Raw genomic sequence first — 20093 nt, forward strand, 5'->3', positions numbered from 1 at the left:
ACCCCGGTAGACGGGCGCGGCGCGGGTAGGGGCGTCGGGGTACCCGAACCCACCGGCCCGAGGGGGGCACAGTGAGCGAGACCGCACCCGGCGCCGCGGCGGCGCGGGGACCGCACGATCAGCCGTTCCAGTCATCCGAGCAGCCACCCGGTCCCGGCGGACTCGGCCCCGGGGAGCTCGGCCGGATCGACCGGTACTGGCGCGCGGCGAACTACCTGTCGGTCGGCCAGATCTACCTGCTCGACAATCCCCTGCTCACCGAGCCCCTGCGCCCCGAGCACATCAAGCCCCGGCTGCTCGGCCACTGGGGCACCACGCCCGGACTGAACTTCGTCTACGCCCACCTGTCCCGGCAGATCAGCCGGCGCGGCACCGACATGATGTGGATCGTCGGCCCGGGCCACGGCGGTCCCGCCGCTGTGGCCACGGCCTGGCTGGACGGCACCTACACCGAGATCTACCCCGAGGTCACCCGCGACGCCGAGGGCATGCGCAAGCTGTTCCGGCAGTTCTCCTTCCCCGGGGGCGTGCCCAGCCACGTCGCCCCGGAGACCCCCGGCTCCATCCACGAGGGCGGCGAGCTCGGCTACGCCCTCTCCCACGCCTACGGCGCGGCGTTCGACAACCCCGGCCTGGTGGTGGCCGCCGTCGTCGGCGACGGCGAGGCCGAGACCGGCCCGCTGGCCGGTAGCTGGCTGTCCGACAAGTTCGTCGATCCGGTCCGCGACGGCGCGGTGCTGCCGATCCTGCACCTCAACGGCTACAAGATCGCCAACCCCGCCCTCCTGGCCCGCATCCCCGAATCCGACCTCGTCGCCATGCTCAGGGGCAACGGCTACGAGCCGCACCTCGTCTCCGGGGACGAGCCCGAGGCGATGCACCGGGAGATGGCCGCGGCCCTCGACGCGGCGCTGGACGGGATCGAGGAGATCCGCCGCCGCGCGCACGAGGACGGGTCCGCCGGCCGCGACGTCCGCTGGCCGATGATCGTGCTGCGCACCCCCAAGGGCTGGACCGGCCCGAAGGAGGTGGACGGCGCCCGGATCGAGGGGACGTGGCGCTCGCACCAGGTCCCGCTCAGCGGCGTGCGCGACGACCCCGACCATCTGCGCCTGCTGGAGGAGTGGATGCGCGGCTACGGCCCCGAGGAGCTGTTCGGCCCCGAGGGGGCGCCCGTCGCCGAGGCGACGGCCGTGGTGCCGGAGGGGGAGCGGCGGATCAGCGCCAACCCCAGGGCCAACGGCGGACTGCTGCTCAAGGACCTCATCCTGCCCGACCACCGCGACTACGCCGTCGACGTGCCCGAGCCGGCCACCACGGCCTCGGGGGCGACCGGCGTCCTGGGCGGCTACCTGCGCGACGTCATCCGGGCCAATCCGGAGAACTTCCGGATCATGGGGCCGGACGAGACCTCGTCCAACCGGCTCGACGCCGTCTTCGACGCCACAGGGCGGGCCTGGAACGCCGAGTACCGGTCCGGCGATCCGCACCTCGCCCCCGACGGCCGCGTCATGGAGGTGCTCAGCGAACATCTCTGCCAGGGCTGGCTGGAGGGCTACCTGCTGACCGGCAGGCACGGGCTGTTCAACTCCTACGAGGCCTTCGTGCACATCGTGGACTCGATGCTGAACCAGCACGCCAAGTGGCTGAAGGTCACCCGCGGCCTGCCGTGGCGCCGCCCGATCGCCTCGCTGAACTACCTGCTCAGCTCGCACGTGTGGCGCCAGGACCACAACGGCTTCAGCCACCAGGATCCCGGCTTCATCGACCACGTCGTCAACAAGAAACCCGAGATCATCCGGGTCTACCTGCCGCCGGACGCCAACACCCTGCTCTCCACCGCCGACCACTGCCTGCGCTCCCGCGACTACGTCAACGTCATCATCGCCGGCAAGCAGCCCGCGCTGAACTACCTGTCCATGGACGAGGCGAACGCGCACTGCGCGCGCGGCGTCGGCATCTGGGACTGGGCGAGCAGCGACGCCGGGGAGGAGCCCGACGTGGTGCTGGCCTGCGCCGGCGACGTGCCCACCCTGGAGGCGCTCGCGGCCGCCGACCTGCTGCGCCGGCACCTGCCCGAGCTGAAGGTCCGGGTGGTCAACGTGGTCGACCTGATGCGGCTGCAGCCGGAGACCGAGCATCCGCACGGCCTGAACGAGCGCGAGTACGACACGGTCTTCACCACCGACCGGCCGGTGATCTTCGCCTTCCACGGCTACCCGTGGCTGATCCACCGCCTCACCTACCGCCGCGCCGGCCACGCCAACCTGCACGTGCGCGGCTACAAGGAGGAGGGCACCACGACCACGCCCTTCGACATGGTCATGCTCAACGACCTCGACCGCTTCCACCTGGTCATGGACGTGATCGACCGCGTGCCCGGCCTGGGGGTCGGCGCCGCGCACCTGCGCCAGCACATGGCCGACGAGCGCCTGCGCTGCCGCGCCCACACCCGCGAGTTCGGCGAGGACGCGCCCGACATCCGCGACTGGGCGTGGCCGCACTAGCGCTTCCCGGCAGGAAGGAGGGACGAAGACGTGCGTGTTCTCGTCGTCAACACCGGTTCCGCCAGCGTCAAGCTGCGCCTGCTCGACGCCGACAACGAGCTGCTGGACCAGCAGGACCTGACGGTCACCGAAGGGGTGGTGTCCACGCGCGAGATGGCCGCCGCGCTGGCGGACTTCGCCGGCGTGGACGCCGTCGGGCACCGCGTCGTGCACGGCGGGCGGGACTTCACCGACCCGGTCCGCATCGACGACCGGGTCCTGCGGCGGCTCCGCGAGTTCGTCGACCTCGCCCCGCTGCACCAGCCCAAGGCGCTGGCCGGGATCTCGGTCCTGGAGCGGGTGCTCCCGGACGTGCCGCAGGTGGCCTGCTTCGACACGATGTTCCACGCCGGCCTGCCGGAGGAGGCGGCCACTTACGCGATCCCACAGCGGTGGCGGGAGGAGTACCGCCCGCGCCGCTACGGCTTCCACGGGATCTCCCACGCCTACGCCGCCCGGCGCAGCGCCGAACTGCTCGGCGCCGACCCCGGCCGGCTGGTCGTCGCCCACCTCGGCTCGGGGGCGTCGCTGGCGGCCGTGCGCGGCGGCCGCAGCGTGGACACCACGATGGGCTTCACCCCGCTGGAGGGCCTGGTCATGGCTACCCGCAGCGGCGACGTCGATCCGGGACTGCTGCTGTGGCTGCTGCGCAACGCCCACCTGGAGCTGGAGGAGCTCAACGACGGGCTGGAGAAGCACAGCGGGCTGGCCGGGCTCGCCGGCACCGCCGACATGCGCGAGGTGGTCGAACGGGCGGACTCCGGCGACGCCGACGCCGGACTGGGGCTCGCGGTCTACCTGCACCGCCTGCGCGCCAAGACCGCCGCGATGGCCGCGGCGCTGGGCGGCCTGGACACCCTGGTCTTCACCGGCGGCGTCGGCGAGCACGCGCCGCGGGTGCGCTCCGGGGCCGCCGAAGGGCTGGGCTTCCTCGGCGTCGGCGTCGACCCCGAGGCCAACGACGGGGCGGGCGGCGACGCCGAGATCACCGCAGCGGACGCCTCCGTGCGCACCCTCGTCGTCACCGCCCGCGAGGACGTCCAGATCGCCGAGGACGTCCGCGCGGTCCTGGGGGGATGACCGGGACCGGTCCCGCCGCTGTCAGGCCTCGTCGAGGCGGGCCAGCTCCTCCGCGCTGAGCTCCAGCTCCGCGGCAGCCGCGCTGTCGCGGACGGTCTCGGGCCGCGAGGAGCCGGGAATGGGCACGACGACCGGCGACTTCGCCAGCATCCAGGCCAGGCAGACCTGCTGCGGGCCGACCCCGCGCTCCTTGGCGACGGCGGCGAAGGCCGCGTGCTGCGTGCCGAGTTCGCCGGCCCGGGTGATGCCGCCCAGCGGGCTCCAGGGCAGGAACGCGATGCCGAGTGAGTCGCACAGTCCGAGCTCGGGTTCGCTGGAGCGGAAACGGGGCGAGAACTGGTTCTGGACCGAGGCCAGTCGGCCGTCCAGGACCTCGTTGGCGAGGCCGATCCGGCCCGGGTCGGCGTTGGAGATGCCGGCCATCCGGATCTTGCCCTCGTCCAGCAGCTCCTTGAGCGCGCCGACGGAGTCCTCGTAGGCCACGTCGGGGTCGGGCCGGTGGAGCTGGTAGAGGCCGACGGCCTCCACGCCCAGCCGCCGCAGCGACTCCTCGCAGGCCCGCTTCAGATACTCGGGGCGGCCGTCGAGCGTCCACGTCCCGTCGCCGGGCCGCAGGTGGCCGCCCTTGGTCGCCACGAGGACATCGGAGGCGCCGGAGCCGTAGGAGGCCAGCGCCTCGGCGATGAGCGACTCGTTGTGCCCGGTCTCCCCGGGGTCGCGGTGGTAGGCATCGGCGGTGTCGATGAAGGTCACGCCGGCGTCCAGAGCGGCGTGCACCGTCGCGATCGAGCGCGCCCGGTCCGGTCGGCCCTCGATCGACAAGGGCATGCCCCCGAGGCCGATGGCGCTGACGGACCGGCCGCCGATGGTACGCGTGTGCATGGAGAGGTCTCCCTGGGGTCGATGTCGTACGCGGTGCGGGCGGGGACGCGGCCGCGGACCGGTCCCGGGCGCCGCACGCGATGTCCGTTGTGCGGTGGTTCTCCTGCCGTTCTTGACCGTGAGTTTCAACCTCGACCATCGGGGGCCGTGAAGGCCCCTCCCTCCTGGGGCTGGGGTTGAAGACCCCTGGGGTCGAGGTGGAGGGGGCCCACCCGCGCGTCGACGCGGGTTCCCTGCCCGCCGACGCCGCCCGGTAGGCCGGCGGTACGGCCCGGTCAGTCCGTCTCCGCCATCGCGGCCCGCTGCGTCTGCTGGCGGGTGGCCTCCGCGCCCAACGCGATCGGCGCGGCCAGCCACGCGTCGTCGAGCCCGAAGGCGTCGACGAGGTCGCGCGCGTGCGGGCGGAGCCGGCGGCACAGCGCGTTGACGGCCGAGGTGACCGCCTTGGCCCGCGCCGGGGTCAATCTCTCGTGCTCCAGGAACCAGGCGCGGTCGGCCTCGATGGTGGACAGCACGTACAGGTCGCACACCTGGTCCAGCAGCGCGCGGGCGCCGGGGTCGGAGCAGCGGTCGACGGCCGCCACGAACGCCTCCAGCAGGACGCGGTCGACGTGCGCGCGGCCGGCCCGCAGCACATGGTCCTGGGCGTTGTTGAACACCTCGAAGGCGTCGACGCCGTCGGCCCCGGCCCGGCGCAGCCGCCGCGCCAGGCCCTCCAGCACGTGCTCCTCGCGGTCCTCCAGCAGCTTGCACTGCCAGCCCCGGTCGTAGAGGTCGCCGCCCTCGCCCCGGCCGGGCGCCGCGTCGACCAGGCGCTCGATGATGGAGCGGGCGGCGGTGCGCTCGATGACCGTCTCGAAGAACTGCCCGGCCACGAACCGCGCCATGCCCAGGGTGTCGAGGCTGCCGAACTCGTCGCGGTAGTTGGTCAGCAGGCTCTTGGCGACCAGTTGCAGCAGCACGGTGTTGTCGCCCTCGAACGTGGTGAACACGTCGGTGTCGGCCTTGAGCTGCGGAAGCCGGTTCTCCGAGAGGTAGCCGGCCCCTCCGCACGCCTCCCGGCAGGTCTGGATCACGTCGGTGGCGTGCCAGGTGGAGACGGCCTTCAACCCGGCGGCGCGCGACTCCAGTTCCCGCTGGCCGTGCTCGTCCAGCGGCTCGCCGGTCCAGCCGTCGTGCAGCCGGGAGACCAGCTCCTCCTGGGCGAAGTGCAGCGCGTAGCTCTTGGCCAGGGCCGGCAGCAGCCGGCGCTGGTGGGCGAGGTAGTCCATGATCCGGACCTCCTCGCCGGTCCCCGGCCGGCCGAACTGCCGCCGCGCCTCGCCGTAGCGCACGGCGATGGCCAGCGCGGCCTTGGCCGCGGTACCCGCTCCGCCGGCCACGCTGATCCGGCCGCGCACCAGCGTGCCGAGCATGGTGAAGAAGCGCCGGTTGGGGCTGTCGATGGGGCTGGAGTAGCTTCCGTCGGCGGCGACGTCGCCGTACCGGTTGAGCAGCGCGGTCCGGGGCACCCGCACCCCGTCGAATCGGAGCCGCCCGTTGTCCACGCCGTTGAGGCCGGCCTTGTGCCCGCAGTCCTCGATGTGCACACCGGGCGTCGGGCGCCCCCGCCCGTCCCGGATCGGCACCAGCAGGGCGTGCACGCCGCGGCCCTGTCCGCCGGAGAAGAGCTGGGCGAACACCACCGCCATCCGCCCGTCGCGCGCGGCGTTGCCGATGTAGTCCTTGCGCGCCGCGTCGTCGGGGGTGTGGACGACGAACTCCTCGGTGCCGGGGTCGTAGACCGCCGTGGTCCGCAGCCGCTGCACGTCGGAGCCGTGCCCGGTCTCGGTCATGGCGAAGCAGCCGGGCAGCTCCACCGACATCACGTCCCGCAGGTGGGCGGCGTGGTGCCGCTCGGTGCCCAGCGCCTGGACGGCGCCGCCGAACAGGCCCCATTGCACGCCGACCTTGACCATGAGCGACAGGTCGCACACCAGCATCTCGAACGCGACGACCGACCCGCCGACGTCGTCGGAACCCCCGTACTCGGAGGAGAAGCCGTAGCCCGGCACCTCGGTCCCGGCGATCGCCCGCAGCTGCTCGGCGACTCGCGCCCGGTGCGCCTCGACGTCCAACCCGTGGACGGGCGCGAACAGCTCCCCGCGCAGCATCTCCCGCGCCTGCCGCCGCACGTGCGCCCAGCGTCCGTCCAGCAGCTCGCGCAGAGCCGCGACGTCGGCCCCCTCAACCTTGTCCGCAACATCGATGTCGGTCATGGGCCGCCCCCAAAGTCGCCGTGGTTCATCACCGTCGTAGCACTTCCCACTTCTGCCCACGGTAGGCGGAGCCTGACACCGGCAAGCCCCGGGGCGGCGCCGATCCGGTGGATCGCTATTGCATCGGGGGCATCGGTGCGGGAGGCGGAACCAGCATGTAGGCGGCCCCAGCGGTGATAAGCGCGAGAGCGCCGGTCACGATCGCCGCCCCCGCCAGCCAGCGGGCCCAGGGTCGGCTGGCCGCGTCGGTGCGCGCCAGCCCCACGATTCCCAGGAGTACCCCGCACAGGGCGGTGATGCCGTCTCCGAGAATGACGCCGGAGACCGCCGCGGACTGGTCGGCGGCCGTCACACTGGCGAGCATCTCGACCAGCCGGGTGCCGATGAGGGCCGCGCCGCTCATCACGATGGCGGCGATACCGAACGTCTCGGCGGCCAGCACACCCGGCCGCGGGGACGGGCCCGGAGCCATCGGATGCTCACCCTGCTCCGCGGCGGCCTGAGCGTCGTCGCGCCGCGCCGGCTCCTCCGACGCCGATGCCTCGCCGTGCGGCGCCCCGTCGCTGTTCTTCTCGGTTCTCTCATCCATGCGAAACAACAATAGGCGTTGACCGCCTAAAGGAAGCGTTAACCAGCGAGAACGTTCTGGTTTGGAGGAGCCGGCCAAGGCGGTGGCACCGGAATGCGGACGCAGGTTATGTTCAGACCGAACCGGGGCAGAGCAGTCAGTGCGCCTGACTGGGGGTGACCCATGGGGTATCTCACCGAGACCGAAGTCCACGATTACATCCACGGAATCTGCTTCAAGACCGGCCCTCCGGGGCTCGTCGGCGTCGAGTCCGAGTGGCTCGTCACCGATCCCGCCCGCCCCGACGATCCCGTTCCGCTCGACCGGCTCTCCGCCCTCGTCACCGAGGCGGGGCCGCCACCGGCCGGCAGCGCCATCAGCTACGAACCCGGCGGGCAGCTCGAGCTCAGCTCGCTGCCCCAGAAGGGACCCGCCGCCGCCCACGCGGCGCTCGCCGCGGATCTCGCCCACATCGAAGCCCGCCTCCGGGAGGCGGGACTCCGGCTGCACGGCGAAGGCCTCGATCCCCGCCGCTCGCCGACCCGGCAACTGGCGCTTCCCCGCTACGCGGCCATGGAGCGCTACTTCCGGACGGCCGGCCCGACCGGCCGCACCATGATGTGCAGCACCGCCTCGCTCCAGGTCTGCCTGGACATCGGCGCGGACCGCGCCGACGCCGAGCGCCGCTGGCGGCTCGTGCACCGCCTCGGCCCGCTGTTCGTCGCGGCGTTCGCCAACTCTCCCGTCTGGCGGGGCGGCCGCACCGGCTGGCGGTCCACCCGCTGGGCGATCTGGGCCGCGATCGACTCCTCCCGCACCCGCCCCGCGGTCTGCGGCGACCCGGTCGAGGCCTGGACCGACTACGCGCTGCGGGCCAGGCTGATGACGATCCGGCGCGCCGACGGACCCTGGATCATCGACCCCGGGCTGCGGTTCGGCGACTGGCTGGCCGACGGCCACCACCACCGCCGCCCGACCCTCGACGACCTCGTCTACCACCTGAGCACGCTGTTCCCGCCGGTGCGCCCGCACGGCTGGCTGGAGCTGCGGATGATCGACGCCCTGCCCGGCCGGTGGTGGGCGGTGCCGCTCGCGGTGGCCTCCGCGCTGCTCGACGACCCCGGCGCCGCCGAAGCCGCCGCCGCGGCGACCGACGAGCTGTACCGCGGGGCCGACCCCGACCGCACCGCGTGGCTCACCGCCGCGAGGGACGCGCTCGGCGATCCCGCCTTGGCCGCGTGCGCCCGCGCCTGCTTCGCCGCCGCCGCTGCCGCGCTGCCCGCGATGGGCTCAGCAGAACTCGTCCCGCTCGTGGACGCCTACCGCGAACGCTACGTCGAGCGGGGCCGCTGCCCCGCCGACGACGCGCTGAAAGGACGGACATGACCGATCGGCCCGACGAAGAACGGCTCAAGCAGCGCATCGCCGACGAACTCGACGGGGTCCGGCTGCGCAGCCACGGACTGACCGTCGACGCCCTCGACGAGGGGGAGCTCCTCAAGCAGCACTCGCCGCTGATGTCGCCGCTGGTGTGGGACCTCGCCCACGTCGGCAACTACGAGGAGCAGTGGCTGGTGCGGACCGCGGCCGGCCGGCAGGCGATCCGGCCCGACATCGACGCCCTCTACGACGCCTTCGAGAACCCCCGCGCCGAGCGGATCCACCTGCCCCTGCTGACCCCGCGCGAGGCCCAGGACTACAACGCCGGGGTGCGGGCCCGCGTGCTGGAGGCCCTGGAGCGGGCCGACCTCGGCCCGGGATCGCCGCTGCTGGACGGCGGCTTCGTCTACGGCATGGTCATCCAGCACGAGCACCAGCACGGCGAGACCATGCTGGCCACCCACCAGCTCCGCACCGGCGACCCGGTGCTGCCGCGGCTGGACGACCCCGGTCCGCCGGGGCCCGGGGCGCCGCCCGGGGCGGCCGAGGTGCTGATCGAGGCCGGCCCCTTCACCATGGGGACGAGCGACGAGCCGTGGGCCTACGACAACGAGCGCCCGGCCCACACCGTCGACCTCCCGGCGTACTGGATCGACACCGCGGCCGTCACCAACGCCGCCTACCTGGAGTTCATGGCCGACGGCGGGTACGGCGAGCCCCGCTGGTGGAGCCGCGCCGGCTGGGAGTGGCGCACCCGCTCGGGCAAGCGCGCGCCGGCCTTCTGGCGGTGCGAGGCCGGACAGTGGCTGCGCCGCAGGTTCGGGCGCGTGGAGCAGGTGCCGCCGGACGAGCCGGTGCAGCACGTCTGCTTCCACGAGGCGCAGGCCTACGCGCGCTGGGCCGGCAAGCGGCTGCCCACCGAGGCCGAGTGGGAGAAGGCGGCCCGCCACGACCCGGCGACCGGGGCCTCGCACCGCTTCCCCTGGGGCCACGCCGAGCCCGACGCGCACCGGGCCAACCTCGGCCAGCGCCTGCTGCGGCCCACGCCGGCCGCGGCGTTCCCCGCCGGGGCCTCGCCGCACGGCGTCCGCCAGATGATCGGCGACGTCTGGGAGTGGACCTCCAGCGACTTCCGCGGCTATCCGGGCTTCCGGGCCTTCCCCTACGAGGAGTACTCCGAGGTCTTCTTCGGCGCGGAGTCCAAGGTGCTGCGCGGCGGCTCCTGGGCCACCCACCCCGGCGCGGTGCGGGCGACGTTTCGCAACTGGGACCTCCCGATCCGCCGGCAGATCTTCGCCGGGTTCCGCTGCGCCCGCGACGCGGAGCGGCTCTGATGCCGGGGCCGCACCGCGCAGGGCACGCCGAAGGTGAGGTCCCGGGGGGACCCCTTTTCTCAAGTCAACCCGGCGCGGCCCCCGGCGCGCCACCTCCGGTGGCCGGGCTGTGGACGACCGGAGAGGTGAGCCGCTGATGTGCCGACACATGGCCTACCTCGGGCCGCCCCAGACCCTGCACGAGCTGCTGTATGCCTCCGCGCACTCGCTGCACGCGCAGTCCTACGCGCCGCGCGAGCAGGTGCACGGTTCGGTCAACGCCGACGGGTTCGGGGTCGGCTGGTACGACCCCGTCCGCTCCGAGCCCGTGCGCTACCGCCGCGCCATGCCGATCTGGGCCGACGCCTCCTTCGCCGACGTCGCCCGGGTCACCCGCTCCGCCTGCGTCGTCGCCGCGGTGCGCGACGCGACCGTGGGGTTCCCCGTGGACGAGTCCTGCGCGCAGCCCTTCCGCGCCGACACCTGGCTGTTCAGCCACAACGGCGTGGTCGCCGACTACGAGTCCGTCGCCGAGGCGCTGGGCCCGCCCATCCCCTCCGGGGTCCTGGACGCGCGGGCGCCGGTGGACTCGGCCCCGCTGTTCGCCATGGCCGTGCGGCTGTGGCGCAAGGGCGAGTCCATGGAGCGGGCGCTGGCCGCCGTCGCCGAGGCGGCCCGCTCCTGCTCCTCCGGCCGCTACAACCTGCTCGCCGCCGACGGCACCCGGCTCGCCGCCACCGCCTGCGGCGACACGCTCTACGTGCGCCACGGCGACGGCTCGGTCCTGATCGCCTCCGAGCCCTGCGACGACGACCCCGCCTGGCGGCGCGTCCCCGACGACTCGCTGGTCACGGCCACCACCGACGACGTCACCATCACGGCCGTCCGATGAGGCCAGGAGGGCACCATGTTGCGCATCGACCGCCATCTCACCGCCGACGACCTGGCCAAGGCGCTGCGCCGCGACGTCTGGGACGGCCTGACCTCCGCGCCCAAGACCCTGCCGCCCAAGTGGTTCTACGACGAACGCGGCAGCGCCCTGTTCGAGGAGATCACCCGGCTGCGGGAGTACTACCCGACCCGCGCCGAACGCGCCGTCCTGGCCGCCCGCGCTGCTGAGATCGCCGCCGTCACCGGCGCCGACACGCTGGTGGAACTGGGGTCGGGGTCGGGGGAGAAGACCCGGCTGCTGCTGGACGCGCTGCGCGGGGCCGGCACGCTGCGGCGCTTCGTGCCCGTCGACGTCAGCGGGGACTTCCTGGAGGAGGCGGCGGCCAAGGTCGCCCGGGACCACCCCGACATGGCCGTGCACGCCGTGGTCGCCGACTTCGAGCGGCACCTGCACCTGCTCCCCACCGGAGGGCGGCGCCTGGTCGCGATGCTGGGCTCCACGATCGGCAACCAGACGCCGGCGCAGCGCGGCTCCTTCCTGCGCGACCTGCGCACGGCGCTGGGGGCCGGCGACTCCCTGCTCCTCGGCCTGGATCTGGTGAAGGACCCCGGGCGCCTGCTGGCGGCCTACGACGACGCGCGCGGCGTGACCGCCGAGTTCAACCGCAACGTGCTGCGGGTCATCAACCGCGAGCTCGGAGCCGACTTCCGGGTCGGCGCCTACACCCACGCCGCCGTCTGGAACGCCGAGGCCGAGTGGATCGAGATGCGGCTGCGCGCGGTGGAGGAGCAGCGCGTGCGCATCGCGGGGCTCGACCTCACGGTCGGCTTCGCGCGGGGGGAGGAGCTGCGCACCGAGATCTCGGCGAAGTTCCGCCCCGAGGCGATCGGGACCGAGCTGGCCGGCGCGGGGTTCGCGCTCGTGCGGTCCTGGACCGATCCCGCGGGCGACTTCACCGTGGTGGTCGCCGAGCCGGGGTAGGCGCCCGGCCCTCCCGCCCCGGTTCCCCCGCGCCCCGGTTCCCCGTGCCCGGACACGGCCGTGTCGCGGGCGGGTTGCGGTGCCGTGACGTCGCGAGCGGGACGGAACCCGATTTGGCGGTCATCCGTCATAGATGCCGCGAACGGCGCACGTCGGGGGTCGGTAGGCTCGCCCCGGCGTGCCAGGGCTCGAACGGGAACCGGGGGGCGAACGGTGCAAGAACTGGTGCTGGTCCTGATCGCGGCGGGGGTACTCGCCGTGCTCGCTGTGCTGCTGTACCTGCTGTGGCGCTCACGCCGCGCGCCCGCCCCGCCCGATGCGGGGTCCCCGCGGCCCCCGCGCGACCCGTTCGCCGACGTCGCCGAGACCAGCGGCGACCCCACCCGGATCAAGGCCGGCGACATGCTGGACTTCGGGACCGAGCGGACCTGGATCCGCGGCAGCCTCCGGCTGTCGGAGGGGGGCTACGACTGGGCCGAGCACTTCCTGGAGGTCGAGGAGGGGCGCCGCTGGCTCTCGGTCGAGGAGGACCCCGACGTCCAGATGGTCATGTGGACGGCCCGGCCCGAACTCGACCTCACCCCCCACGCCGACACCCTCGAACTGGAGGGCGTCCGCTACCGGCTGGTGGAGCGCGGCACCGCCTCCTACCGCTCCGAAGGCACCACGGGACTGCGCGCCCAGGGCGGCATGGACTACGCCGACTACGAGGCGCCGCAGGGGCGGCACCTGGCGTTCGAGCGCTTCGACCACGGCCGGTGGGAGCCGAGCCTCGGCGTCGCCGTCGCGCCCGGCTCCTTCACCGTCTACCCGGGAAGCTGAAGCGGTGCGGCAGACGATCACCGAGCCGTTCGTCGACACCAGGGCCGCCGACCTGACCTGGACCCTGGAACACCCGCCCGTCGAGCCCCTGGCCGCGCGCGTGCTGGAGTCCGGCGACGGCGCGGTCCGGATCGAACTGCGGATCCTGGGCGCCTCCCACCAGGTCCTGCTGGAGGCGGGTCGGGAGCGCCTGGCCGAGACCGTGGCCTGCCTGCCCGGCGCCGCCGGCGGGCTGCCGCGCCACGCGGCCTCCTCAGCCGCCGGGCCGCACCACTACGACTTCGCGAGCTCGGTGCGGCGTCTGGGCCCCGAGGCGTTCGCCGAAGAGGTGGCGCAGGCGAGCCTGGCCGTCGCCGACCACCCGCGCGGGCTGCTCGCCACCTTCCCCGGCGACTCCCTCGCGGTCACCGGGCTGGTCACCGAGACCGACGGCCGCACGCTCCGCTGGCGCAGTTGGCACGCCTACCCGCAGAGCGGCGAGCTCGTGACGACGACGACATCGGTTTCCCTGCGCCGATCCACCCCCAGACCGGAAACGGAGACGCCCGGCGATGCCCTTTGACGCCTCATCGACCCCCGCGAAACGGAGATGGCCGACCGCCGTCGGAGCCGTCGCCTGCGCCGCCGTGTTCGGCCTGCTGCTCGTCGGCTGCGGCGGCAGCCGCCACTGCGGCGATTACGACCGGGTCGGAGACGACTACGTCTACGACCGCAACGACGGCAGCTATGCGCTGGTCGACGGCGACTACGTCTACGACCGCGGCAACGGCGACTACGACCGGGTCGGAGACGACTACGTCTACGACCGCGGCGGCGACTACAGGCTGGTGAACGGCGAGTTCGACCGTGTCGGCTGCCGGTCCGGCTCCCGCGGCTCCTCCGGCTACTCCGGCTCCTCCGGCCGTTCCGACAACGAGCGCTACTCCGGTGGCGGCAGCAGCAACCGCGGCGGCGGCCCCGGCTGGGGAAAGTGATCGCACGCTCCCCGATTCCCCCTCCTCCCACCCCGACAAGATGAGGATCAGATGGACCTGCTCTACAACATCGGCGCCTGCCTCGCCTACGGCGTCGTCGGCACGCTGCTCATGGCGCTGGGCTACATCGCCGTCGACCTGCTCACCCCCGGCAAGCTGCACGAGCTGATCTGGACCGACCGCAACCGCAACGCCACCCTCATCGTGGCCGCCAACACCCTCGGAACCGCGCTCGTCGTGGTCTCGGCGATCCTGGCCAGCGAGGAGGGACTGGCCAACGGGCTGATCAGCACGGCGGCCTACGGCGCGGTCGGCCTGGCGCTGATGGCCGCCTCGTTCCTCATCCTCGACGCGCTCACCCCGGGCAGGCTCGGCTCGATCGTCGGCGACAACGAGCTGCACCCGGCGGCCTGGGTCAACGCCAGCGCCCACATCGCCGTCGCCCTGGTCGTCGCCGCGGCCATCTCCTGATGTCGGACACCGCCACGGCGCCCGCCGCCGCGGGTTCCGAGGACCCGGGACCGCTGCGCATGCCGGTCCGGCCGCGCGCGGCCCGGTTCCTGGTGCTGCTGGCGGTCTTCGTGTGCGCCGCCTGCGGGCTGGTCTATGAGCTGGCGCTCGTCGCGCTCGGCAGCTACCTGCTCGGCAACACCATCACGCAGGCGTCGGTGGTGCTGTCGGTCATGGTCTTCGCGATGGGCGTCGGCTCGCTGGCGGCCAAGCGGCTGGCGCGGCGGCCGGCGTTCTTCTTCGCCGTGGTCGAAGGAGCACTGTCGCTGGTCGGCGGCCTGTCGGTGCTGCTGCTCTACGCCGCCTTCGCCTGGTTCTCGCTGTACCAGCCGGCGCTGGTGGCCATCGCCTTCGTCATCGGCGTCCTGATCGGCGCGGAGATCCCCCTGCTGATGACGATGATCCAGCGCATCCGCAGGCAGGACGCAGCCAGCGCGGTCGCCGACCTGTTCGCCGCCGACTACGTGGGCGGCCTGATCGGCGGCCTGGCCTTCCCGTTCCTGCTGCTGCCGCTGCTCGGGCTGCCCAAGGGCGCGCTGGTGGTCGGCGCGCTCAACGCGGTCGTGGGCGTGGCGGTCGTGCTGTGGCTGTTCCGGGGCGCTCTGAGCCGCCGGGGCCGGGTGCTCCTGTCCGCGGGGCTGGTCCTGGTGCTGGCCGGGCTGGGCACGGCCTTCGCCCTCTCCGAGCGCTTCGAGGTGGACGCGCGCCAGGCGCTCTACCGCGACCCGGTCGTCTACGCGCAGCGGTCGGACTACCAGGAGATCGTGCTCACCAGGAGCTTCGACGGCGTCGACACCCGGCTGTTCCTCAACGGGGACCTGCAGTTCTCCTCGCTGGACGAGTACCGCTACCACGAGTCGCTGGTACACCCGGCGATGAACGGCCCGCACGCCGACGTGCTGGTCCTGGGCGGGGGAGACGGGCTGGCCCTGCGCGAGATCCTGGACTACGACGACGTCGAGCACGTCACGCTGGTCGACCTGGACCCCGCCGTGGTCGAGCTCGCGCGCACCCGCCCCGCGATCACGGAACTTAACGAGGGCGCCTTCGACGACGAGCGGGTCGACGTGGTCAGCGCCGACGCCTTCACCTGGCTGCGCGAGAACGGCGAACGGTTCGACGTGATCGTCGCCGACATGCCCGACCCCGACGACGTCGGCACCGCCAAGCTGTACTCGGTGGAGTTCTACACCCTGGCCAGGCGGGCGATGGCCGAAGGCGGCCGGATCGCCGTGCAGGCCGGCTCGCCCTACTTCGCCAACGAGGCCTACTGGAGCGTCGAGCGCAGCATGCGCGAGGCCGGGCTGCGCTCGACCCCCTACAACGTGGACGTGCCGAGCTTCGGCAACTGGGGCTTCCTGCTGGCGGCCGAGGCGCAGGCCCCGCCGGCCGAGCTGCCCGAGGAGCACCCGCGGACGCGCTTCCTGGACGAGGCCACCCTGCGGGCGGCCCAGGTCTTCCCCAAGGACCGGCGGCCCACCGAGTCCCTGCCCTCCACCCTGCTGCACCCGCGCATCATCGACTACCACCGGGAGGCGTGGCGGGGGTACTGACCAGCGCGCACGGTTTGACGGTTGCGGCCTCGGGTAGGCGGCCGGGTCAGCCGTTGTCCACCTCGGCGGCAACGGGCGCGAGCCCGCCGCGGATGGGAGGAGAGACCGTGAAAGCCGTTGTGTGGCGTGGTGTCGGAGACATCAGGCTGGAGGACGTCGCCGAGCCGTCGATCAGTGACCCGCAGGACGCCGTCGTGCAGATCACGACCAGCGCGCTCTGCGGAACCGACCTGCACATGGTGCGGGGGACGCTGCCGGGCATGCAGCCGGGGACGGTCCTCGGCCACGAGGGCGTCGGCGTGGTCACCGAGGTCGGCTCGCAGGTGCGCAACTTCCAGCCGGGCGACCGGGTCGTCATCCCCTCCACGATCGGCTGCGGCACGTGCAGCTACTGCCGCGCCGGCTACTTCGCCCAGTGCGACAACGCCAACCCCGGCGGCAAGCGCGCGGGGACGGCGTTCTTCGGCGGGCCGGAGGCGACCGGGTCCTTCCCCGGGCTCCAGGCCGAGCGCGTGCGGGTACCCTTCGCCAACGTCGGACTCGTCGCGCTGCCCGAGCAGGTGAGCGACGAAGAGGCCATCCTGATCTCCGACATCTTCCCGACGGCCTGGTTCGGCGCGCGACTGGCCGACATCAGCCCGGGGGACACCGTCGCGGTCATGGGGTGCGGGCCGGTGGGCCTCTTCTCGATCCTGAGCGCCCGGATGCAGGGCGCCGGCCGGGTGCTGGCCGTCGACGGGGTGCGCAGCCGCCTGGAGCAGGCGCGCACGCTGCACGCCGAGGTCATCGACTACAACGCCGAGGACCCGGTGGCCACCATGGTCGAGCTCACCGGGGGGATCGGGCCGGACCGGGTGATCGACGCCGTGGGCGTCGACGCCGAGCGCCCCAAGGAGGGGCCCGCCGCGCAGGGGTCGTCGCAGGACGACTTCGAGGCCGAGCGCTCCCGGATCGTGCCCCAGGCCCGTCCCGAGGGCCGGACCTGGATCCCGGGCGACGCGCCGTCCCAGGCGGCGCAGTGGGCCGTGGAGGCCGTGGCCAAGGCGGGGACGCTGTCGATCATCGGGGTCTACCCGCCGTCCATGACGAGCTTCCCGATCGGCGCCGCCATGAACAAGAACCTGACGCTGAAGATGGGCAACTGCAACCACCGCAAGTACATCCCGGAGCTGATCGAACTGGTCGCCGGCGGGACGGTCGACATCACCTCGGTGCTCACCCAGGAGATGCCGATCGGCGACGTGATGGAGGCCTACCGCGCCTTCGACCACCGCGAGCCCGGCTGGACGAAGGTGGCGATCACGACCGCGTAGGGCGGCCCCGCGCGACCCGCGACCGCCCCGCAGGATTGGAGGAGGCCGATGCCCGAGAGGAACAGGAACGATCTCGCGATCCCGGACTACGAGCACCTGCCGATGGGGACGCTGCAGCACCGCGTCCGCTCGCTGTCGGAGGAGCAGATGCGCGAGCTCATCGGCTATGAGGAGGCGCACGGCAAACGGACGCCGGTCCTGGAGATGCTCGAGCAGCGCCTCACGCAGTTGACGGAGGGCGCACGGCCCTCACCCGGATCGCAGGAGAACCGGCCGGAGACGCCGCCGGCGCCGCAGGGCGGTTCCTCCGTCAGCGGTGGCGGCGTGAGCCCGCCGACCAGTGCGCCGCCGCACGGCGTGCCGGCCCAGCCGGCCCGCCCCAAGGGCGACGATCCGAAACCCTGACCGCAATCGCGCAAGGAGCAGGGGGCGACGACCATGCCGCGACCAGGAAGCCACAAGTACGACATCCAGCGGGCGCACGAGCGCAAGCGGCTGGAGGACGAGGGGATCGCCAACGACCAGGGGGCCAACGAGGAGGCCAACCGCGAACTCCAAGGGGAACCCGACCACGAGCCGGTCCGGCGGACCGAGCGCGGCCGCGGACCCGAGGGGGACCGCGAGCCGGGGGTGTAATCCGCCGGCGGGGCCGGGCCGGGGCGCGCGAGCGGCCCCGGCCCGGCCCCGTTCAGCTCGGGAGTCCGGCCGGGTCGCGGTGGATCTTGAGGGCGCGGTCCAGGCCGCAGATCTCGAAGACCCGGCGCACGGCGCCGTGCGGGGCGACCACGCACACGTCGCGCTTCAGCAGCCGGGCACGATGGCGGATGCGGATCAGCAGGTTCACCCCGGCGGAGTCGCAGAAGGTCGTGTCGCTCATGTCCAGGACGAGGGATCCGGGGCCGGAGTTGAGCAGCGGCAGGAGCTGATCGAGGATCTCGTCGCGGTTGCAGACATCGATTTCGGCGGGCAGCGTGATGACGAGGTGCCGCCCGTGCTGTCGGACCGGCAATGAGGCCGCGATACGCATACGCTTTCGTTTTCCTTCGAGAAAGGGGCGGAAGAGGCCGCCGACCTGACCTGGGATCGCGCTCTTCAATGACCGCCCTCTCTGTCTATCAGGCAATTCTTAAAACGCGGGCAAAAATGCGCTTTGCTGATATTCGCGGAATCGCGGCCGAAACGGCGAGGGCCCCGCCCCCCGGTCGGTCGGGAGGCGGGGCCCTTCGGGGCCGGCGGGGTCAGTCGCCGTCCGCGCGCGCCGTCGCCGGCTCGGGCTCGGGTTCGCTGTCGGTCCCGGAGTCGGGCCGCTCGTGCTCCTGGTGCCGCAGCGCCTCGTTGCCCGGTACGTCGGGATCCTTGCGCAGGGCGGAGACCAGCGAGGCCATCATCAGGAACGACATGATGAAGAACGGCAGGCCGACCACGGTGATGACCTCGGCCAGGGCGTCCAGCGCGGCCGCCCCGGCACCGCCGACCAAGGCGAGCGCCACCAGGCCTCCCAGGATCGCCCAGAAGATGCGCTGGCGCGCCGGAGGCAGCGTGTTCTGGTCTCCGCTGCACATCATGTCGATGACCAGGGCGGCGGAGTCGGCCGAGGTGATGAAGAAGATCGCCACGATCACCACCGCGATCAGCGCGATCACGGTGGTGATGGTCTCGGGCACCGGGAACGCCCCCAGGAAGGCGAACAGCGCGCCGGGGATGTCGCCCTCCTCCACGACCGGGGTGACCAGCGCTCCCGGGTTGTTCTGCTCGATGTCGAACGAGGCCAGGCCGAAGACGCCGAACCAGACCACGCTGAACAGGGAGGGCAGGCCCAGCACCCCCGTCACGAACTGCCGGATCGTGCGCCCCTTGGAGATGCGGGCGACGAAGATCCCGATGAACGGGGCCCACGTGATGGTCCACGCCCAGTAGAACACCGTCCAGCCGTCCTGCCACCCGGTGTCGGCGTAGGTGTCGTTCCAGAACGCGAGCGGGATGATCCTGGCGAGGTAGTCGCCCGTCTGCTCGACCACGCCCTTGGCGAGGAACAGCGTCGACCCGGCGAAGAACACGAAGATCAGCAGCCCGATCGCCATCACGATGTTGATGTTGGACAGCCGCTTGATGCCCTTGTCCAGGCCGAGCGCCACCGAGATGGTCGCGATCGCGGTGATGACCGCGATGATGACGAGCTGGTTGACCAGGGTGACCGGGTTGTCGGTGTCGGTCGGCAGGCCGAACAGGTGGGCGAGCCCGCTGTTGATCTGCGCCGAGCCCAGCCCGATGGACACCGACAGGCCGAACAGCGTGCCCAGGATCGTGGTGACGTCGATGACCTTGCCGATGGGGCCGTGGATCCGGTCGCCGAGGAACGGGTGGAAGATCGAGCTGACCCGCATCGGCAGCCCGCGCTTGAAGATGAAGTAGGAGAAGGCGAGCGCGGGCAGGGTGAAGATCGCCCAGGTGTGCAGGGCGAAATGGTAGTTGGTGAAGGTGATCGCCTGCTTGGCGGCACCCGCGGTCTGGGCGAACTCCTCGGTGCTCATCCCGACCGGCGCCTGCGGCGGATTGGCGTAGTGGTTGATGGGCTCCGCAACGCCCCAGAACATCAGAATGGTGCCGATGCCTGCGGCGAAGAGCATCGCGAACCAGGCCCCGTTGCTGTACTCCGGACGCGCGTCGGGGCCGCCGAGGCGCACCGCGCCGAATCGGCTCAGTGCAATCCAGATCAGGAATCCCAGGAAGACCGTGACCCCGAGGATGTAGAACCAGCTGAGAGACGACAGGATGAATCCCGTCATGCTGCTGAAGAGTTCGTTCACCTGCTCGGTGAAGAGAATCGTCCCAACGACGAATATGACCGCTAGCAGTGTGGAGACGAAGAAGATCTGTGGATTGGTGCGTAGCCCGAACCTGCGGGCGAGGTTATCTAGCATCGCGGCTTCCGGTCGGTGATCTGGTGGCGGCCAACTTTTTCTGCTCCCCTGTCAGGAGCGAACTCGCCTGTCTGTTCAGTGGATGCCGATCGATGTCGCC

The 20093-nt window shown here is 72.4% G+C and carries 19 protein-coding genes; 14 read left to right on the top strand and 5 right to left on the bottom strand.

The genetic code is table 11. From position 1 onward, the window contains the following. The first annotated feature begins 71 nt into the window (after positions 1 to 71). Together HDA32_RS06675 and HDA32_RS06680 are read left to right on the top strand one after the other, a co-directional pair. Positions 72 to 2507 carry a phosphoketolase family protein gene (locus HDA32_RS06675; protein WP_179642372.1) on the top strand — a complete coding sequence of 812 codons (2436 nt, stop codon included), beginning with the start codon at positions 72 to 74 and terminating at the stop codon, positions 2505 to 2507. Positions 2508 to 2537: 30 nt separating this feature from the next. Continuing rightward, the gene (locus HDA32_RS06680) at positions 2538 to 3626 is read left to right on the top strand and encodes an acetate/propionate family kinase (RefSeq protein WP_179642373.1); all 1089 of its coding nucleotides are present in this window, start codon (positions 2538 to 2540) and stop codon (positions 3624 to 3626) included. A gap of 21 nt (positions 3627 to 3647) precedes the next feature. Here the strand turns inward: HDA32_RS06680 and HDA32_RS06685 are convergent, their stop codons facing one another. The 3 genes from HDA32_RS06685 to HDA32_RS06695 form a co-directional block, all read right to left on the bottom strand. Next, the gene (locus HDA32_RS06685; RefSeq protein ID WP_179642374.1) at positions 3648 to 4508 is read right to left on the bottom strand and encodes an aldo/keto reductase; all 861 of its coding nucleotides are present in this window, start codon (positions 4506 to 4508) and stop codon (positions 3648 to 3650) included. Between the two features lie 275 nt (positions 4509 to 4783). Then, positions 4784 to 6766 (bottom strand): acyl-CoA dehydrogenase family protein, encoded by a 1983-nt coding sequence (locus tag HDA32_RS06690; protein ID WP_179642375.1) that lies wholly within the window; start codon positions 6764 to 6766, stop codon positions 4784 to 4786. Between the two features lie 115 nt (positions 6767 to 6881). After that, positions 6882 to 7355 (bottom strand): hypothetical protein, encoded by a 474-nt coding sequence (locus HDA32_RS06695; protein ID WP_179642376.1) that lies wholly within the window; start codon positions 7353 to 7355, stop codon positions 6882 to 6884. A gap of 162 nt (positions 7356 to 7517) precedes the next feature. On the opposite strand from HDA32_RS06695, the gene egtA reads away from it, so the two are divergent. The 12 genes from egtA (at position 7518) to HDA32_RS06755 (ending at position 17708) form a co-directional block, all read left to right on the top strand. Further along, positions 7518 to 8720, top strand: a complete 1203-nt coding sequence (gene egtA / locus HDA32_RS06700; protein WP_179642377.1) for an ergothioneine biosynthesis glutamate--cysteine ligase EgtA — start codon at positions 7518 to 7520, stop codon at positions 8718 to 8720. Further along, entirely contained in the window at positions 8717 to 10048 is a 1332-nt protein-coding gene (gene egtB, locus HDA32_RS06705; RefSeq protein ID WP_179642378.1) for an ergothioneine biosynthesis protein EgtB, read from the top strand. The genes egtA and egtB overlap by 4 nt, the downstream gene beginning before the upstream one ends. A gap of 136 nt (positions 10049 to 10184) precedes the next feature. After that, on the top strand, positions 10185 to 10919 hold the full coding sequence (gene egtC / locus HDA32_RS06710; RefSeq protein ID WP_179642379.1) for an ergothioneine biosynthesis protein EgtC: 735 nt from the start codon (positions 10185 to 10187) through the stop codon (positions 10917 to 10919). Between the two features lie 15 nt (positions 10920 to 10934). Next, the gene (egtD, locus tag HDA32_RS06715) at positions 10935 to 11900 is read left to right on the top strand and encodes an L-histidine N(alpha)-methyltransferase (protein ID WP_179642380.1); all 966 of its coding nucleotides are present in this window, start codon (positions 10935 to 10937) and stop codon (positions 11898 to 11900) included. Positions 11901 to 12122: 222 nt separating this feature from the next. Next, positions 12123 to 12722, top strand: coding sequence for a DUF4178 domain-containing protein (locus tag HDA32_RS06720; protein ID WP_218882855.1), 600 nt, complete (start codon positions 12123 to 12125; stop codon positions 12720 to 12722). Positions 12723 to 12726: 4 nt separating this feature from the next. Next, positions 12727 to 13284: a DUF2617 family protein gene (locus tag HDA32_RS06725; RefSeq protein WP_179642382.1), complete on the top strand. Its 558-nt coding sequence runs from the start codon at positions 12727 to 12729 to the stop codon at positions 13282 to 13284. Next, positions 13274 to 13696, top strand: a complete 423-nt coding sequence (locus tag HDA32_RS06730; protein ID WP_179642383.1) for a hypothetical protein — start codon at positions 13274 to 13276, stop codon at positions 13694 to 13696. Before HDA32_RS06725 ends, HDA32_RS06730 begins: the two co-directional genes overlap by 11 nt. Before the next feature lie 51 nt (positions 13697 to 13747). Beyond that, the gene (locus HDA32_RS06735) at positions 13748 to 14167 is read left to right on the top strand and encodes a DUF350 domain-containing protein (protein WP_179642384.1); all 420 of its coding nucleotides are present in this window, start codon (positions 13748 to 13750) and stop codon (positions 14165 to 14167) included. Then, complete coding sequence (locus HDA32_RS06740; RefSeq protein ID WP_179642385.1) at positions 14167 to 15759, top strand: polyamine aminopropyltransferase; 1593 nt, start codon at positions 14167 to 14169, stop codon at positions 15757 to 15759. The genes HDA32_RS06735 and HDA32_RS06740 overlap by 1 nt, the downstream gene beginning before the upstream one ends. Before the next feature lie 107 nt (positions 15760 to 15866). Next, positions 15867 to 17072: a zinc-dependent alcohol dehydrogenase gene (locus HDA32_RS06745; protein ID WP_179642386.1), complete on the top strand. Its 1206-nt coding sequence runs from the start codon at positions 15867 to 15869 to the stop codon at positions 17070 to 17072. 48 nt (positions 17073 to 17120) lie between these two features. Next, positions 17121 to 17477 carry a DUF8129 domain-containing protein gene (locus HDA32_RS06750; RefSeq protein WP_179642387.1) on the top strand — a complete coding sequence of 119 codons (357 nt, stop codon included), beginning with the start codon at positions 17121 to 17123 and terminating at the stop codon, positions 17475 to 17477. Positions 17478 to 17510: 33 nt separating this feature from the next. After that, positions 17511 to 17708 (top strand): hypothetical protein, encoded by a 198-nt coding sequence (locus HDA32_RS06755; protein ID WP_179642388.1) that lies wholly within the window; start codon positions 17511 to 17513, stop codon positions 17706 to 17708. A gap of 52 nt (positions 17709 to 17760) precedes the next feature. Here the strand turns inward: HDA32_RS06755 and HDA32_RS06760 are convergent, their stop codons facing one another. Further along, positions 17761 to 18099 (bottom strand): STAS domain-containing protein, encoded by a 339-nt coding sequence (locus HDA32_RS06760; protein WP_179642389.1) that lies wholly within the window; start codon positions 18097 to 18099, stop codon positions 17761 to 17763. Positions 18100 to 18310: 211 nt separating this feature from the next. Then, positions 18311 to 19993 (bottom strand): BCCT family transporter, encoded by a 1683-nt coding sequence (locus tag HDA32_RS06765; protein ID WP_179642390.1) that lies wholly within the window; start codon positions 19991 to 19993, stop codon positions 18311 to 18313. Positions 19994 to 20093 lie beyond the last annotated feature (100 nt).

The sequence above is a fragment of the Spinactinospora alkalitolerans genome (assembly GCF_013408795.1).
Classification (GTDB): domain Bacteria; phylum Actinomycetota; class Actinomycetes; order Streptosporangiales; family Streptosporangiaceae; genus Spinactinospora; species Spinactinospora alkalitolerans.

Excerpts from the sequence above, each read along its gene's own strand:
- HDA32_RS06685 (WP_179642374.1), bottom strand. The coding sequence starts at position 4,508 with ATGCACACGCGTACCATCGGCGGCCGGTCCGTCAGCGCCATCGGCCTC.
- HDA32_RS06690 (WP_179642375.1), bottom strand. The coding sequence starts at position 6,766 with ATGACCGACATCGATGTTGCGGACAAGGTTGAGGGGGCCGACGTCGCG.
- HDA32_RS06695 (WP_179642376.1), bottom strand. The coding sequence starts at position 7,355 with ATGGATGAGAGAACCGAGAAGAACAGCGACGGGGCGCCGCACGGCGAG.
- egtA (WP_179642377.1), top strand. The coding sequence starts at position 7,518 with ATGGGGTATCTCACCGAGACCGAAGTCCACGATTACATCCACGGAATC.
- egtB (WP_179642378.1), top strand. The coding sequence starts at position 8,717 with ATGACCGATCGGCCCGACGAAGAACGGCTCAAGCAGCGCATCGCCGAC.
- egtC (WP_179642379.1), top strand. The coding sequence starts at position 10,185 with ATGTGCCGACACATGGCCTACCTCGGGCCGCCCCAGACCCTGCACGAG.
- egtD (WP_179642380.1), top strand. The coding sequence starts at position 10,935 with ATGTTGCGCATCGACCGCCATCTCACCGCCGACGACCTGGCCAAGGCG.
- HDA32_RS06730 (WP_179642383.1), top strand. The coding sequence starts at position 13,274 with ATGCCCTTTGACGCCTCATCGACCCCCGCGAAACGGAGATGGCCGACC.
- HDA32_RS06735 (WP_179642384.1), top strand. The coding sequence starts at position 13,748 with ATGGACCTGCTCTACAACATCGGCGCCTGCCTCGCCTACGGCGTCGTC.
- HDA32_RS06740 (WP_179642385.1), top strand. The coding sequence starts at position 14,167 with ATGTCGGACACCGCCACGGCGCCCGCCGCCGCGGGTTCCGAGGACCCG.
- HDA32_RS06750 (WP_179642387.1), top strand. The coding sequence starts at position 17,121 with ATGCCCGAGAGGAACAGGAACGATCTCGCGATCCCGGACTACGAGCAC.
- HDA32_RS06755 (WP_179642388.1), top strand. The coding sequence starts at position 17,511 with ATGCCGCGACCAGGAAGCCACAAGTACGACATCCAGCGGGCGCACGAG.
- HDA32_RS06760 (WP_179642389.1), bottom strand. The coding sequence starts at position 18,099 with ATGCGTATCGCGGCCTCATTGCCGGTCCGACAGCACGGGCGGCACCTC.
- HDA32_RS06765 (WP_179642390.1), bottom strand. The coding sequence starts at position 19,993 with ATGCTAGATAACCTCGCCCGCAGGTTCGGGCTACGCACCAATCCACAG.